Source organism: Vogesella sp. (assembly GCF_046297735.1).
Classification (GTDB): Bacteria; Pseudomonadota; Gammaproteobacteria; order Burkholderiales; family Chromobacteriaceae; genus Vogesella; species Vogesella urethralis.
The window spans coordinates 26,355-42,649 of record NZ_JBKBHK010000006.1 but is presented as its reverse complement, the minus strand read 5'-3'; the positions used below and the strand labels follow the sequence as shown (position 1 = coordinate 42,649).

At 62.8% G+C, this 16,295-nt stretch carries 11 protein-coding genes and 2 riboswitches; of the genes, 8 read left to right on the top strand and 3 right to left on the bottom strand.

Annotated elements, in window-relative coordinates; translation table 11 throughout:
• Positions 1-33: 33 nt before the first annotated feature.
• Positions 34-357 carry a ferredoxin FdxA gene (fdxA, locus tag ACK4FZ_RS09205; RefSeq protein ID WP_409820101.1) on the bottom strand — a complete coding sequence of 108 codons (324 nt, stop codon included), beginning with the start codon at positions 355-357 and terminating at the stop codon, positions 34-36.
• A gap of 77 nt (positions 358-434) precedes the next feature.
• Between fdxA and gluQRS the strand changes: the two genes are divergently transcribed.
• From gluQRS to gcvP, 5 genes are all read left to right on the top strand, one after another.
• Positions 435-1,325, top strand: coding sequence for a tRNA glutamyl-Q(34) synthetase GluQRS (gene gluQRS / locus ACK4FZ_RS09200; RefSeq protein WP_409820099.1), 891 nt, complete (start codon positions 435-437; stop codon positions 1,323-1,325).
• A gap of 241 nt (positions 1,326-1,566) precedes the next feature.
• Complete coding sequence (locus tag ACK4FZ_RS09195; RefSeq protein WP_409820096.1) at positions 1,567-2,889, top strand: amino acid permease; 1,323 nt, start codon at positions 1,567-1,569, stop codon at positions 2,887-2,889.
• A gap of 196 nt (positions 2,890-3,085) precedes the next feature.
• A riboswitch (glycine riboswitch) is annotated at positions 3,086-3,186 on the top strand.
• A gap of 7 nt (positions 3,187-3,193) precedes the next feature.
• Positions 3,194-3,290: riboswitch (glycine riboswitch) on the top strand.
• A gap of 37 nt (positions 3,291-3,327) precedes the next feature.
• The gene (gene gcvT / locus ACK4FZ_RS09190; RefSeq protein ID WP_409820094.1) at positions 3,328-4,413 is read left to right on the top strand and encodes a glycine cleavage system aminomethyltransferase GcvT; all 1,086 of its coding nucleotides are present in this window, start codon (positions 3,328-3,330) and stop codon (positions 4,411-4,413) included.
• A gap of 75 nt (positions 4,414-4,488) precedes the next feature.
• On the top strand, positions 4,489-4,875 hold the full coding sequence (gene gcvH / locus ACK4FZ_RS09185) for a glycine cleavage system protein GcvH (RefSeq protein WP_144371846.1): 387 nt from the start codon (positions 4,489-4,491) through the stop codon (positions 4,873-4,875).
• A 205-nt stretch (positions 4,876-5,080) separates the two neighbouring features.
• Positions 5,081-7,936, top strand: coding sequence for an aminomethyl-transferring glycine dehydrogenase (gcvP, locus tag ACK4FZ_RS09180; RefSeq protein ID WP_409820091.1), 2,856 nt, complete (start codon positions 5,081-5,083; stop codon positions 7,934-7,936).
• Between the two features lie 99 nt (positions 7,937-8,035).
• On the opposite strand, the gene ACK4FZ_RS09175 is transcribed toward gcvP, so the two are convergent.
• Positions 8,036-9,658 (bottom strand): methyl-accepting chemotaxis protein, encoded by a 1,623-nt coding sequence (locus tag ACK4FZ_RS09175; RefSeq protein ID WP_409820088.1) that lies wholly within the window; start codon positions 9,656-9,658, stop codon positions 8,036-8,038.
• 180 nt (positions 9,659-9,838) lie between these two features.
• Here ACK4FZ_RS09175 and ACK4FZ_RS09170 point away from each other — a divergent pair, with 180 nt between their 5' ends.
• A complete protein-coding gene (locus ACK4FZ_RS09170; RefSeq protein WP_409820086.1) occupies positions 9,839-11,152 on the top strand; it encodes a hemolysin family protein in 1,314 nt (437 codons plus the stop codon).
• A gap of 27 nt (positions 11,153-11,179) precedes the next feature.
• On the opposite strand, the gene ACK4FZ_RS09165 is transcribed toward ACK4FZ_RS09170, so the two are convergent.
• Positions 11,180-13,789, bottom strand: a complete 2,610-nt coding sequence (locus ACK4FZ_RS09165) for an EAL domain-containing protein (protein WP_409820083.1) — start codon at positions 13,787-13,789, stop codon at positions 11,180-11,182.
• 187 nt (positions 13,790-13,976) lie between these two features.
• Here ACK4FZ_RS09165 and ACK4FZ_RS09160 point away from each other — a divergent pair, with 187 nt between their 5' ends.
• Together ACK4FZ_RS09160 and ACK4FZ_RS09155 are read left to right on the top strand one after the other, a co-directional pair.
• Positions 13,977-15,254 carry an O-acetylhomoserine aminocarboxypropyltransferase/cysteine synthase family protein gene (locus ACK4FZ_RS09160; protein ID WP_409820080.1) on the top strand — a complete coding sequence of 426 codons (1,278 nt, stop codon included), beginning with the start codon at positions 13,977-13,979 and terminating at the stop codon, positions 15,252-15,254.
• A gap of 113 nt (positions 15,255-15,367) precedes the next feature.
• Positions 15,368-16,183, top strand: coding sequence for a CPBP family intramembrane glutamic endopeptidase (locus ACK4FZ_RS09155; RefSeq protein ID WP_409820078.1), 816 nt, complete (start codon positions 15,368-15,370; stop codon positions 16,181-16,183).
• Positions 16,184-16,295: the final 112 nt, after the last annotated feature.

The following is a 16,295-nucleotide window of genomic DNA, read 5'->3' as shown; positions in this document are numbered from 1 at the left end:
TAAAAGGTTGGCCGCGGCCAACCTTTTTTGTGCCTAGCGTTCCAGTAGCGGCAGTTTGCCGCTTTGCGCGGCCCAGTGTTCGTGGTCCGGCAGCGGTGCCTTCTGGGTGGTGATCACCGGCCACTGCGCCGCCAGTTCGGCGTTCAGTGCCAGCATGTGGGCCTGGTCGGCCGGCAGGTCGCTATCGGTGGTGATGGCGTCAATCGGGCACTCGGCAATGCACAGCGTGCAGTCGATGCATTCGTCGGGGTCGATGGCCAGAAAGTTGGGCCCCTCGTGAAAGCAGTCCACCGGGCACACCGACACGCAGTCGGTGTATTTGCATTTGATGCAGGCTTCGGTTACAACGTGCGTCATCGTACAGCCCTCCGTGCGTGCTGGTTTCTTCTTCATTGTTGTCGTCTTTTTCCGCCATGTCAGCCTCGATTGTTCCCGTGGTACCGCGCCCTTACCGTGGCCGTTTCGCGCCCAGCCCAACCGGCCTGCTGCACGCCGGCTCGCTCAGTACCGCCGTCGGCAGCTATCTGGAAGCCTGGGTGCACGGCGGCGAGTGGTGGCTGCGCATCGAAGACCTCGATCCGCCTCGCGAAATGGCGGGTGCCGCCGATGCCATCCTGCGCACGCTGGACGCCTTCGGCTTCGAGTGGCAAGGCGAGCTGGCGTGGCAGCACGACCGCCACGAGCTGTACCGTGCCGCGCTGGCGCAGCTGATGGCGCAAGGGCACGCCTACGGCTGCGCCTGCACCCGCAAGGAAATTGCCGCCGCCGGCCTGCGCGGCCCCGACGGCATGGTCTACCCCGGTACGTGCCGTCACGGGGTGGCCGCCGGGCGCGAGGCGAGGGCGTGGCGGCTGCGCGTGCCCGACGCCGAGCTGGCGTTCGACGACCGTCTGCAAGGCCGCTACGCACAGCAGCTGCAGCGCGATATCGGCGACGTGGTGTTGCTGCGGGCCGATGGTTTCTGGGCCTACCAGCTGGCGGTGGTGGTGGACGACATCGCGCAGGGCATGACCGATATCGTGCGCGGTGCCGACCTGCTGGTGTCCACGCCGCGTCAGCTATGGCTGCGGCAATGCCTGGGCGGCGAGCCGGTAACGCATTGCCATCTGCCGGTGCTGACCAATGCCGCCGGCGAGAAACTGTCCAAGCAGACGCTGGCGCCCGCCATCGATGCGGCCAACGTGGTGCTGCAGTTGCGTCAGGCACTGGCCTGGCTGGGTCACCCGGTGCCGGCAGACGTACAGACGCGCGACGAGATCTGGCAGTGGGCGCGACAAAACTGGCAGCTGGGCAGGGTGCCGGCCGGGCCTATCGTCCTGGCATAGCCAAACAACGCTATAATTTTGTGCAAAGCAGCAGGGCCTCGGCGTCGGGGCCCTGTTTGTTTTATGGCGTAGCTGCAGGCCATGCAGCGCGTTACACCACGCTCCGGGACAGGGGCGGGTGTCAGGACATCAGCAAAAACCCGAGAACAATCAGGATTTTCCATGCCATACCCGTTTTACCGCACGCAGTGGGCGTGCCTTGTCGCTTTGCCGGTTTTCCCTGAGCTGAAAGGAGCGCGCCATGACTAAGGCCGCACCGGGCAAGCTCGGTTTCTGGATGTGTACCGCCCTGGTGGTGGGCAATATGATCGGCTCCGGCGTGTTCTTGCTGCCGGCCTCGCTGGCGCAGTACGGCGCCTCGTCGCTGATCGGCTGGACCATCACCTCGCTGGGCGCCATCTGCCTGGCGCTGGTATTTGCCAAACTGGCCACCCTGCTGCCGCACAAGGCCGGGGGGCCGTACGCTTACATCCATGAAGGTTTCGGCGATTTCGCCGGCTTCCTGATTGCCTGGGGCTACTGGATTGCGCTGTGGGCCGGCAACGCCGCGCTGACCGTGGCCGGTGTCAGCTACCTGGGGGTGTTCTTTCCGGTACTGAACCAGAGCAATCTGGCTGCCGGCGCCACCGCCATCGGCCTGATCTGGCTGGTGACCTGGATCAACAGCCGCGGCCCGCAAAGCTCCGGCCGTGTGGCGATCGTGACTACGCTGATCAAGCTGCTGCCGCTGGGCGGCGTCACCATCGCCGGCCTGCTGTACCTGAACCCCGACTTCGTACAGTTCAACCCGCAGCACAAGCCGCTTGGCGAGGCCATTCCCGCCACCATGGCGCTGACGTTGTGGGCGTTTCTGGGGCTGGAGTCGGCGTCGGTACCCGCTGGCGATGTGGACCAGCCGCAGCGCACCATTCCGCGCGCCACCGTGCTGGGTACCCTGATTGCCGCCGGCCTGTACATCCTCAGTACCATCGCGTTGCAGGGGCTGATGCCGGCCAGCCAGTTGGCCGCGTCCAGCGCGCCGTTTGCCGATGCTGCCCGCCAGCTGTGGGGCGACTGGGCCTACTACGCGGTAGGCCTGGGGGCGGTGGTATCGTGTTTCGGTGCGCTGAATGGCTGGTGCCTGATGCAGGGCCATATCCCGGCAGCCGCAGCGCGCGATCATTTGTTCCCGCATTTTTTCACTCGTGAGAATCGTGCCGGCGTCCCCATCGTCGGCCTGATGTTGTCTACCGTGCTGGTGACCATCCTGCTGGCCAGCAAATACGCGGGCGGCGATAGCGGCGTGCAGATTTTCGAGTTCGTGATTTTACTGGCCACCGCCACCACGCTGCTGCCGTACGCCTTCTGTGCCATGGCGCTGCTGGCGGTGATGCTGAAGCGCCATCGCCAGTTCAGCCGTCGCGACTGGTACGCGCCGCTGGCGTTCTCGTTTGGCGGCTTCATCTTTGCCATGTGGACTATTTACGGTTCCGGCGCCGAGGTGGTGATGTGGGGCGTGCTGCTGCTGCTGGCCGGCCTGCCGATCTACCTGTGGCAACTGCGCGAGCGGCTGGTCAAAGGCTAAACGTCGAGCAGCAGGGTAGCCTGCGGCCAACCTGACATCAGCCCGGCATGCTATGCGTGCCGGGCTTTTGGCTTGCCATTTGGCCTTCGCGTACCCTTGGCAGGCGCCTGCCATGCAGGCTGTGTGGCAAACGGTAGCGGGTGCCACAGTGCTACCAAATCCCGCTTGCCAACGCGGCTACCGGCAACGATAATGCGCGCATTCCGCAGGAGAGAGCGGTTTGCCCGCCGGGCAGAACCGCCGCCGAAGGCGCAAGTGCACCCGCAATCGCTCAGGCAAAAGGACTGCAAGAATCGGGGTTTTCCCCGCAGAATCTGGAGAGCGGCGCACAGGATGCGCCCACCGAAGGGGCTAACGGCGCAACGCCGGAAAATCTCAGGTGCAGGGACAGAGGGGTGTGAGAAACAGAGGAAACTCACGCTCGTACAAGGACCTGCCATGACAGCCCCGCAACGTACCCCCCTATACGAAGCCCATCTCGCGTCCGGCGCGAAAATGGTCGATTTTGCCGGTTGGGACATGCCCATCCATTACGGTTCGCAGCTGAAAGAGCACGAGATCGTGCGCAGCGACGCCGGCATGTTCGACGTGTCGCACATGACCGTGGTGGACATCACCGGTAGCGACGCCAAGGCCTGGCTGCAAAAGCTGATTGCCAATGACGTGGCCAAGCTGGGTTTCGAGGGCAAGGCGCTGTATTCCGGCATGCTGAACGAACAAGGCGGTGTGGTAGACGATCTGATCGTATACCTCACCGCTTTTGGTTTCCGGATGGTCGTTAACGCCGGCACCACCGAAAAAGACCTTGCCTGGATGGACAAGCAAGCCGCCGGTTTTGACGTGAAGCTGCAAGTGCGCCGCGACCTGGCCATGCTGGCCGTGCAAGGCCCCACCGCCATCGACAAAGTGTGCAGCGTGAAGCCGGCGCTGGCCGATAGCATCCGCGCCCTCAAGGTATTCCAGGGCCTGCCGTCCGGCGAATGGTTTTTTGCCCGCACCGGTTACACCGGTGAAGACGGCCTGGAAATCATGATCCCGGCTGCTGAAGCCATCACCTTCTTCAACCAGCTGAAAGACGCCGGCGTGGCCCCCATCGGCCTGGGCGCTCGCGACACGCTGCGCCTGGAAGCCGGCATGAACCTGTACGGCCACGATATGGACGAGACCGTCTCCCCGCTGGAAGCCGGCATGGGCTGGACCATCGCCTGGACCGAAGGCCGCGACTTCATCGGCCGCAGCGCGCTGGAAGCGCAAAAAGCCGCCGGCGTGGCCATGAAGCAGGTGGGCCTGGTACTGGAAGGCCGCGGCGTGCTGCGCGAAGGCCAGAAAGTCGTGGTGGACGGTATCGGTGAAGGCATCATCACCAGCGGCACCTTCTCGCCGACCCTCAAGCATTCCATCGCCATCGCCCGTGTGCCGGCTGCCACCGGCGCTACCGCCCAGGTGGACCTGCGCGGCACGCTGACCGACGTGCGTGTGGTGAAAATGCCGTTCGTGCGTAACGGCAAGAAAGTTTTTGAATAAGCTGGTGTATAACGACGGGGCGAGCAAGAGCCGGTCCCGGTACACCATCCAAGTCTATTTTTCTGGAGAGAAACGATGAGCAACATTCCTGCCGACCTGAAATACGTATCCAGCCACGAATGGCTGCGTCTGGAAGCTGACGGTTCCGTAACCGTCGGCATTACCGAACACGCGCAAGAGCTGCTGGGCGACATCGTGTTCGTCGAGCTGCCGGCCGTGGGCGCCAACCTGGCTGCCGAAGAGCAAGCCGGCGTGGTGGAGTCGGTAAAAGCCGCTTCCGACGTATACGCCCCGATCGCAGGCGAAATCCTGGAAGTGAACGCCGAGCTGGAAGCCAACCCGGAGCTGGCCAACAGCGAGCCGTACGCCGCGGGCTGGTTCTTCAAGATCAAGCCGGCCAACGCCGCTGATCTGGACGGCCTGCTGGACGCCGCTGCCTACGCAGCCGAAATCGGCGCCTGATGAAACGGCCCTGCCATCGCAAGATGGCGGGGCTTTTTTTTGCCGCGAATTTTTGCCACGAAACCCACGAAACAACACGAACGCTTCCATTGTTGACGTGTACTAGGCAAGCCATGACCTTGCCCGGATCATTTTGTGTCTTTTGTGGTTTTCGTGGCCAAGCAGTAAGCCGTTCGTGGCTAATCGATTAGACGGAATCGCAGACATGTCTCTCTCGCAACTCTTCCATCACCAAGAATTCATCGCCCGCCACATCGGCCCGTGCGATACCGAACAACAGCAGATGCTGGCCGAGATCGGCGCCAGCTCGCTGGAAGACCTGGTGGCACAAACCGTGCCGGCCGGTATCCGTTTCAACCGCGCCCTCGACCTGCCGGCTGCGCAGCGTGAAGTGGACGCGCTGGCCGACCTGAAGGCCGTGGCCAGCAAGAACGTGGTAAACAAATCGTTCATCGGCCTGGGTTACTACCCGGTGATCACCCCCGGTGTCATCCTGCGCAACGTGCTGGAAAACCCGGGCTGGTACACCGCCTACACCCCGTACCAGGCTGAAATCGCCCAGGGCCGCCTGGAAGCGCTGCTGAACTATCAGCAAATGGTGATCGACCTCACCGGTCTGGACATCGCCAACGCCTCGCTGCTGGACGAAGCCACCGCCGCCGCTGAAGCTATGGCGCTGGCGCGTCGCGTATCCAAAGTCAAAGCAGACCAGTTTTTTGTGGACAGCCGCGTGCTGCCGCAAACGCTGGACGTGCTGAAGACCCGCGCCGAATACTTCGGTTTCGAGCTGGTGCTGGGCCATCCGGAAGAAGCCGGCAACGGTGATTACTTCGGTGCGCTGTTCCAGTACCCGGGCGAAGCCGGCGACCTGCTGGACCTGACCCCGTACATCGCTGCCGTCAAAGCCAAGGGTGGCGTCGCCATCGTGGCTGCCGACGTGATGGCGCTGGTGGCGCTGAAATCGCCGGCCGAAATGGGCGCCGACGTGGCGGTGGGTAACACCCAGCGCTTTGGCGTACCGATGGGCTTCGGTGGCCCGCACGCTGCCTACTTTGCCTTCCGCGACGACATGAAACGCTCGGCCCCGGGCCGCATCATCGGCGTATCGGTGGATGCCAAAGGCAAGACTGCGCTGCGCATGGCGCTGCAGACCCGCGAGCAGCACATCCGCCGCGAAAAAGCCAACTCCAACATTTGTACCAGCCAGGTACTGCTGGCCAATATGGCCGGCATGTACGCCGTGTACCACGGCCCGGCGGGCGTAAAGCGCATTGCGCAGCGCATCCATCGCCTGGCGGCCATTTTCGCCCACGCGGTGAAAGCGGCGGGCGGCAAGCTGAAGTTCGAGCAGTTCTACGACACCGTACAGGTAGAGTTGGGTGCCCATGCGGCCAACGTGTACGCCGCCGCGCTGGCTGCCGGCATCAACGTGCGTGACGCCGGCAATGGCGTGCTTGGCGTGGCCTTCCACGAAGCCGCCACCGAAGCCGACCTGGCCAAGCTGATCGAAGTGTTCACCGGCAAGGCTGCCGACATCGCCGCGCTGGACGCAGCGGCTGCCGACGCCATTCCGGCCAGCCTGAAGCGCGAATCGGCCATCCTCAGCCACCCGGTGTTCAACCAGCACCACAGCGAGCACGAAATGCTGCGCTACCTGAAGAAGCTGGAAAACCGCGACCTGGCGATGAACCACAGCATGATCAGCCTGGGCAGTTGCACCATGAAGCTGAACGCCACCAGCGAAATGATCCCGGTGACCTGGCCCGAGTTTGCCAACATGCACCCGTTCGCCCCGCGCGAACAGGCTGCCGGCTACCTGGAAATGATCGAAGGCCTGCAGCAGCAGCTGATGGCCATCACCGGCTTTGACGCTATCTCGATGCAGCCGAACTCCGGCGCACAAGGCGAATACGCCGGCCTGCTGGCCATCCGTCGCTACCACGCCAGCCGTGGCGACGCGCACCGCACCATCTGCTTGATCCCGCAATCGGCACACGGTACCAACCCGGCTACCGCACAGATGCTGGGCATGCAGGTGGTGGTGGTGAAAACCGACGACAACGGCAACGTGGACATGGCCGACATGCAGGCCAAGGCCGAACAGCATGCGGCCAACCTAGGCGCGCTGATGATTACCTACCCGTCCACCCACGGCGTGTTCGAAGAATCCATCAAGGAAATCTGCGAACTGATCCACGCCAACGGCGGCCAGGTGTACATGGACGGTGCCAACATGAACGCGCAGGTGGGCCTGACCCGTCCGGCCGACATCGGCGCCGACGTGCTGCACATGAACCTGCACAAAACCTTCTGCATTCCGCACGGTGGCGGCGGCCCGGGCATGGGCCCCATCGGCATGAAAGCGCACCTGGCGCCGTTCATGGCCAACCACGTGGTGGCCGAAGTACCGGGTGCCGTGGCCGGCCAGAGCGCAGTATCCGCTGCGCCGTTCGGTTCGGCGTCCATCCTGCCGATCTCCTATATGTACATCCGCATGATGGGTGCCGAAGGCATGAAGCGCGCCACCGAACTGGCCCTGCTGAACGCCAACTACCTGAAGGACAAGCTGGCGGCCCACTACCCGGTGCTGTACACCGGCAAGAACGGCCGTGTGGCGCACGAGTGCATCATCGACCTGCGCCCGCTGAAAGCCGCTTCCGGCGTCACCGAAGTGGACGTGGCCAAGCGCCTGATGGACTTCGGCTTCCACGCGCCGACCATGAGCTTCCCGGTAGCCGGCACGCTGATGATCGAGCCGACCGAGTCCGAGTCCAAGGCCGAGCTGGACCGCTTCATCGCCGCCATGGTGTCCATCCGCCAGGAAATCGACGCGGTACAGAACGGCGTGTGGCCGAAGGACAACAACCCGCTGTGCAATGCACCGCACAGCAAGGCTGACATTGCCGGCGAGTGGACCCGTCCGTACAGCCGCGAGCAGGCATTCTTCCCGCTGCCGTACGTGCTGGACAACAAGTTCTGGCCGAGCGTGAACCGTATCGACGACGTATACGGCGACCGCAACCTGGTGTGCAGCTGCCCGTCCATCGACAACTACGAGTAAGCCCTGCCTATGCGGCCAACCCGCCAGGTTGGCCGCAGGCAAAGCAAAACCCCGCTAGCGCAAGCCGGCGGGGTTTTCTCATGGGGCTGGGGGAGGTGGCTAGCCGTTGAACGCAGCCAGCGTCTGGTTCAGGTTCTGCGCCAGTTGTTGCAGGCGGCGGGTTTCGGTTTCCACCTCGCGGGCGCTGTCCAGCGTATGGCGCGCCATGGCCGATACCTGGTCGGCGTTGCCGGCAATGTTGTGGCTGGCGCTGGCTTGCTCCTGCAGCTCGCGGTGGATCTGGTCCATGGTGGTGACGCTGGCACGGGTGCGGTCTTCGATCAGTTCGATGGCGCTGCCGGCCATCTGTGCTTGCTCGGAACCTTGCACCACCTGGCGGATACCGTCTTCCATGGCGCTAACGGCGTGTTGTGCCGAGGCCTGGATGCCGGACACCATGGTCTGGATTTCGGCGGTGGCGGTACTGGTACGTACCGCCAGGTTGCGCACCTCGTCGGCGACCACGGCAAAACCACGGCCGCTTTCGCCCGCGCGGGCGGCCTCGATAGCCGCGTTCAGCGCCAGCAGGTTGGTCTGCTCTGCAATGCCGCTGATCGCCTCTACCACCTTGCTGATCTGCATGGCGCTGCTTTCCAGCGAATGGATGACGCCCGATACGTGCTGCACGGCCTGGGTCGCCGCCACAATGGCGCCGGTTGCCTGCGCCACCGTCTGGCCACTGCTGCGTGCCTGCTCGCCGGCAGTCCGGGTGCTGGCCAGCGCGGTATGCGTGCCTTCGCTGACGGTGGCCACGCTATGACTCATCTGCTTGATGGCGGCGCTAATCTGCTCGGCCGAGCTGCTTTGTGTTTCGGCATCGCTACGGACACGGCCGGTGAGGCCGGCGATGCTACCGCTGGTGTGTTCCAGAGCCCCGGCCACCTCCTGCAGCTTGGCCACCAGTTTTTGTTGAGAAGCCAGCATGGCGTTGAAGGCACGGATGGACTGCGCCAGCTCCAGCCCGGCCTTGTCGTCTACACGCAGGCTGAGATTGCCGGTTTTGATGATCTGGTTCGCGGTATGCGTCAGCTGGCGTAGCGGGCGTACCAGCAACCTGCTTAACAGCGCTGCGTAAGCAATCAGTACCAGGGCTGCAATCAGCGCCAGCACACCGCTGATCAGCGACTGCCGGCTGATGTCGCTATCCACCGTTTGCTGGGCCGATTGCGACGATTGCTCGATGGCATTGGTGACGCGCTCCATGCCGCTTTCCAGTGCTTCAAAGTCTTGCTCGAAGGCCGGCAAGGTAGCCAGCGCTTTGTCTGGCTGGCTGGCGATGCCACCGACAATCACGCCGGCCGAACCCAGATAGCGTTCTACTTGTGGCATCACTTGCTGATACAGCTGTTGCAGTTCGGGGCTGTCGGCACGACTGGCGTTGTCGGCCATCAGTTCGCGAAAATGCTTGGCATGCTCTGCCAGGTCCTGGTTGATGGCGGCCAGTTTGTCTTGTTCGCCGATCTTGTCGCGATACAGCGCGGATAGCACATCGGAGCGTACTGCGTCGTGCATCATGTCGGCCTCGGTTTGCTGACGTATCATTTTCTGGCTATTGAGCAGCATGCCCACTTCACCGGCGATGGTGCGCGAGCCCAGCAAGCCGGTAGCTCCCAGCGCCATACAGAACAGGATGGCAATGCCTACCATCAGGCTAAGGTGCAGGCGCAGGGAAAACTGTTGCATGATGATATCCAGGTAAGCAGCCAACACAGGCCGTCACACTATTTATAGCTATTCTGGCTGCTGCTGCCAGTTGCAATGCGGCATCCTCATGGCATGAGTGTTGCTAATGACAACAGTGGCGAAATCCTTATGGCCATGTAGAATGGCGAAATCTTTATTACTTGGGGTGTATCCTGTCCAATGGACGTGCTCATATTGGTTGTCCTTTTTCTGCTGAATGGCATATTTGCCATGACCGAAATCGCTATCGTTTCCTCGCGTAAGGTGCGCCTGCAGCAGTGGGCCGACGAAGGCAACCGCGGTGCGGCCGCCGCTCTCAAACTGGCCGAAGAACCTACCCGCTTCCTGTCTACCATCCAGATCGGCATTACGCTGATCGGCATTTTGTCCGGTGCTTTCGGTGAGGCCGCCATTGCTGATCGCCTGCAACTATATCTGGAAACCTATCCGCTGCTGGTCGACGCAGCCCGTCCGATCGCGCTGATCGTCACTGTTGTGTTGATTACCTATTTTTCGCTCATCATCGGCGAGTTGGTCCCCAAGCGTATCGGCATGCAGAACCCGGAACTGCTGGCTTCCATCCTGGCGCGCCCGATGCTGCTGCTGGCACGCGCTACATCGCCGATGGTGCGTATGCTGAGCCTGTCTACCGAAGCGGTGCTGCGTGTGCTGGGCGTGCGCAAAAACAATGACCCGTCCATCACCGAAGAGGAAATCAAGGTACTGATGGAGCAGGGTGCCGACGAGGGCATTTTTGATCGCGCCGAACAGGAGCTGGTGGAGAACATCTTCAGCCTGGACGAGAAAAAGGTGGTCTCCATCATGACGCCGCGCAAGGACATCATTGCGCTGGACGTGGACGACCCGCTGGAGGACAACCTGAAGATCGTGCGTGGCAGTGTGTTCACCCGTTACCCGGTGGTGAAGGGCGGTTTCGAGAACGTACTGGGCATCGTGCAGGCCAAAGATCTGCTGCACCGCTTGCTGGAAGATAAATCCGTCAAACTCACCGAGTCGGTGCGCCCGCCGCTGTACGTGCCGGAAGCCATCAGCCCGATGCAACTGCTGGAGCAGTTCAAGCGTACCCGTAACCACACCGCGCTGGTGGTGGACGAGTATGGCGAAATCGAAGGCCTGGTCACCATCAACGACGTGATGGAAGCTATCGTGGGCGACCTGCCGACCGATGCCGGTGACGGTGATGACGAGATTGTGCAGCGTGAAGATGGCAGTTGGCTGGTGGACGGCATGATGTCGCTGGAAGACTTCAAGGATCACTTCGAGCTGGAAAGCATCGAGGGCGAAGAGTCTGGCAACTTCCAGACCCTGGGCGGCTTCGTGATGTTCATGCTGGGCCGGGTGCCCAGTGCTGCTGACAAGGTAGTGTGGAACGGCTTTAGTTTCGAGGTGGTAGACATGGACCGTACCCGCGTTGACAAGGTACTGGTCGTGGCACCGCCGCCGGCGGCCAACCCGGAGCCCGACGCTGACTGAGTACGCCTTGTTTCCAGCAAGCCCCGCCTAGGCGGGGCTTTTGTTTTGTGCCAGTGCCTGGAACACCAGATAGTCCTGTTCGCTCATCGGCCGCGCCAGATAGTAGCCCTGCACGTAGTGGCAGCCATGGGCTTGCAGGAAAGCCAGCTGCTCCGCGGTTTCCACCCCCTCGGCCACGGTCTGGATGCCGATGCTGCGTGCCAGCGACAGAATGGCCTTCACCACCGCCTGGTTGCGCGGGCTGTTGAACAGGCTCCAGATGAAACGCTGGTCGATCTTCACCTTGTCCACCGGTAGCTCCACCAGATAGTTGAGCGATGAGTAGCCGGCACCGAAGTCGTCGATGGCCAGGCGGAAGCCGGCCTGGCGCAAGCGGGTGAGGGTGTGCGAGATGGCCGCCAGATTCTGGATCAGCGACGATTCGGTCAGCTCCAGTTCGATGGCAGCAGCGGGGATGCCGTGTTCGGTTACTGCCTGTGTCAGCTGGTCGGGCAGGTCGCTCATCGCCAACTGCCGTGCCGACAAATTGATGCTGACGCTTTGCGGCTGGCCGTGTTCTATGCTGCGCGCTACAAAGCGGCAGGCGGCGTGCAATACAAAGCGACCGATGTCTTCGATCAGCCCATGCTGCTCGGCAAACGGGATGAACAGGCCGGGCGAGGCCTGGCTGCCGCCGCCGGGCCAGCGTAACAAGGCTTCGCCGTAGCCTCCCAGGGTGTCTGATAGTGGCACCACCGGCTGGTAGTGCAGCTGGAATTGTTCGTTCTCGATGGCCTGGCGCAGCGAGGTAAACAGCTCCATCTCGCTGCGCAGCCGTGTTTCGATAGCGGGTTCGAAGAAGCAGTAGCGGTTGCGGCCCAGTGCCTTGGCCTGGTACATGGCGGCGTCGGCATTTTTCATCAGGTGTTCGCTGCTCTCGCCGTCGCTGGGGAACATGGCTATGCCGATGCTGGCGCCTACTTCGGCGTCGCGTGCTTTCAGCCGGAACGGCAGGTTCAGTACTTCGATAATGGCCTTGGCAATGCGCGCGACCTGACCAGGGTGGCAATCGCGGATGATGATGCAGAACTCGTCGCCCGACAGCCTGGCCACGGTGTCTTCCAGCCGTACGGTACCGCGCAGGCGCTCGGCCACGTCCATCAGCAGCTCGTCACCGGCCATGTGGCCCAGGGTGTCGTTGACGTACTTGAAACGGTCCAAGTCCAGCAGCAGCGTGGCGAAACTGCGCTTTTCTTCACGCGCGATATCGATTTCGTGTGTCAGGCGGTCTTTCAGCAGTACACGGTTGGGCAGCGCGGTTAGCGGGTCGTAGTAGGCCAGCCGTCGCAGCTGGTTTTCGGCTAGCTTGAGCTGGGTGATGTCGGAGAGGATGCCCACATAATGGCTGACACTGCCATCCGGTTCGCTGGCAGCGTTGATGGTGAGCAAAGCATGAACAAGGCTGCCGTCGGCGTGGCGATTGACGATTTCGCCCTGCCAGCGTCCGGCAATAGCCAGCTCCTGCCATAGTTGCTGGTAAAACTGGTGGTCGTGATGACCAGAGCGGGCGATCGGCGGCCGTTTGCCGCATAGCTGTTCCGGAGTCAGGCCGGTCATCAGCTGGTAGGCAGGGTTGGCCGCCACGATGTGACTGTCTGGCGTGGTGATGATGACTGCATCTTCGGTGTGCTCGAATACCAGTTCATACAACTGGCGTCGCTTCTCTGCCTGTTGCCGTTGGCGGATTTCGTCTTCCAGCTGGCGGTTGGCCTGCTGCAGGTGGGCGGTGCGCTCGGCCACCATCAGCTCCAGTTTTTGTTGTTCGGCTTCGCCCAGCGCCAGCCGTTGTTGCTGGCTTTGTAGCAAGTGACGAAAGCGCTTGAGCGCGTCGAATACCGGGCCGAATAGCGCGTCGCCAGGCGGGATGGTGCTATCAGTGCGGCCTTCGCCCAACGCCAGCAGCAAGGCTTCGGTTTGCTGCAACTGGCTACCGATGCGGTGCATGCGCCAGCCTATCAGCAGCAAACCCAGCAGCAGTAAAGCCAGTAGCAAGCCTTGCAGTTGGTGACCAGTGCGCAGCGTGCTGGTCAGGCCGGCTTCAAAGCGGGTAATGGCAAGCTCGCGCTGTATACGACCCAGACCGCGCAGTTTTTCCATGCTACTGGTGACCTGCTGGCTGATGCGCAGCGCCTGCTCTTCTGCCGCTTCGCCTTGGCTGGGTAACAGCTGCAATAGCGCGCTGGCGTGGCTTTGGTAGCGCATCAGGTCTGTCTGGATGTCGCGCACTTGGGCGGCCTGCTGTTGGCTGTGCCGTCCTTGCTCGCCCAGCGCCAGCGTGTCTCGGGTGAGCTGATGCAGTGCCTGCTGCAGGCTTTGCTTGCGCCGGTGGACGTCCTGGTTCGAGAGCCGGCCGGTTTCCTGTTCTTCCACCAGCAAAGTCATGCGGTTGTGCAGATCGCCAAGCCGTGACAAGGCATCGGCCAGTTGCTGTTGCTCGCGTGCATGGCGACGGCTTTCCTCAGCCAATAGCTGCATCTGCCCTTCGCTGTAGTAATGCAGGAAAGCCATCGCGCTCAGCAACAGTACCAGCAGCAAGCTTTGCAGCCAGAACATCTGCCGGCTGATGGTACGGGCAAGTGGCAAGATCGGTTGCAGCATGGGGTCCCCGCAGAATGGCTTTATTGCAGCATAGGCGGTGGCAGTGCACTTGGTGGTGATGCAGTGGCAAGTTGCTGGCAAAGCTTTGCAGAAATCCTGCTTTATCTTCATGCCGCATGACGATAAGGTAGCGCTTGCGGCCTGCCATGGCGCGGCCGGCGATAACAAGCCTTAGGGATCTACAAAGATGAAACTGGAAACGCTCGCAGTACACGGCGGCTATAGCCCCGACCCGACCACCAAAGCGGTAGCGGTACCGCTGTACCAGACCACTAGCTACGCCTTCGACAGCACCCAGCATGGTGCCGATCTGTTCGACCTGAAGGTGCAGGGGAATATCTACACCCGCATTATGAACCCCACCACCGACGTGTTGGAAAAGCGCGTGGCGGCGCTGGAAGGCGGTATTGGTGCGCTGGCGGTAGCGTCGGGCATGGCGGCCATCAGCTACGCCATCCAGACCATCGCCGAGGCCGGGGATAACATCATCGCTACCAGCACGCTGTACGGCGGCACCTATAACCTGTTTGCCCACACCTTCCCGCAGCTGGGCATTACCGTACGCTTTATCGACCCGGCGCGCCCGCAGGACATTGCGGCCAACGTGGACGCCAACACCAAGGCGGTGTTCTGCGAATCCATCGGCAACCCGCTGGGCAATGTGGTGGACTTTGGTGCCTTTGCCGACGAGGCGCACAAGCACGGCCTGCCGCTGATCGTGGACAACACCGTACCGTCGCCTTACCTGTGCCGCCCGTTCGAGCACGGCGCCGACATCGTGGTACACAGCCTCACCAAATACCTGGGCGGCCACGGCACCAGCATCGGCGGCATCATCGTCGATAGCGGCAAATTCCCGTGGGGCGAGCACAAAGAACGCTTTGTACGCCTGAACACGCCGGATGTCAGCTACCACGGCGTCAATTACGTCGAGGCGCTGGGCGCCGCCGCCTACATCGCCCGTGCCCGCGTGGTGCCGCTGCGCAATATGGGCGCCGCCATCTCGCCGTTCAACGCGCACCAGATCCTGTTGGGTATCGAAACGCTGGCGTTGCGCCTGGACCGTATCTGCGACAACACGCTGAAAGTGGCCCAGTTCCTGCAGCAGCACCCGGCGGTGGAATGGGTGGAGTACGCCGCGCTGGAAGGCCACCCCAGCCGCCCGCTGGTGGACAAATACATGGGCGGCCGCGCGTCGGGCATCCTGTCGTTCGGCATCAAGGGCGGGGTTGAAGCGGGTGGCCGTTTCATCGACGCGCTGCAGCTGGTGACCCGTCTGGTGAATATCGGCGACGCCAAGAGCCTGGCCTGCCACCCGGCGTCCACCACCCACCGTCAGCTGTCGCCGCAAGAACAGCTGAAGGCCGGCGTGAAGCCGGAGCTGATCCGCCTGTCCATCGGTATCGAGCACGTGGATGACATTCTGGCCGACGTGAGCCAGGCGCTGGCTGCCGCTGCCGCCTAAGCGCGCAGGCTGTTGATAGCGGCCAACCCTGGCGACGGGGTTGGCCGCTGCCTTTTGTCGCGGGCTGGCGTCACGTAGACTGCCGGCCTGTGTCGATTTCTATAGGCGATGCGATGACGCTACCCGATTTTTCCGTGCTTGGCGCCTACGTGCTGTTGCTGTTGGCCTTGTTGGCGGCACTGTTTACCCGGCGACGGCTGGCAATGGGGCTGGGGGTGGCGGCCAGTGTGGCCGGCTTGCTGGCCGGCGTGCTGCAGCTGCCGGCGCTGGCCGCCATCGCGGTGCTGGCGGGGCTGGGCGCTGCGCTGCAACGTTGGCCGCGCCAGCCTGTGTTGTGGGCGCTGGGTGTGCTGCTGATGCTGGTGTTGGCGCTGCACCGCTGGCCCGGCTTTGTGTCGCACGCGTGGTGGCAAGGCGTGTTGCCCGGCGCCAGCCAGCCGTACACCGTGTACTGGCACTGGGACAAAGGCCTGGCTGGCCTGTGGTTGCTGCTGTGCCTGCCAGCGCCGCAGTGGGGGACTGCTGTTGCGCGTCAGCGCTTGTGGGCCGCGGCGGGGCTGGCTCTGCTGGCGGCGCTGTGGCTGGCGCTGGGCAATGGCCTGCTGGCGTGGCAGCCGAAATGGCCGGCGTGGTGGTTGCCGTGGCTGGCGGCCAATCTGTTGCTGGTATCGCTGCCGGAAGAGGCGTTGTTTCGCCAGGGCGTGTTTGCGGCGCTGGCGGCGCGGCCGCTGTGGCAGCGCTGCCTGGCGTCGGCGCTGCTGTTCGGCCTGGTACACGCCGGCGGCGGCGGGCTGTGGGTGCTGGTGGCGGCGCTGGCCGGCCTGGGCTACGCGCTGGTGTACGCGGCAGGGCAGCGTCTGTGCTGGCCGCTGTTGCTGCACACGGGGTTCAATGTGCTGCATCTGGCCTTGCTGAGCTACCCGCGCTGACTGCGCAGCGGGGGTAGTACAAAAGAGAGCGGCCAACCCTGTTGCCAGGGTTGGCCGTTTAGCTTGGCACCTTGCGGTATCAGGCTATGGTGTGGCGGTTGTACCGCTCTGG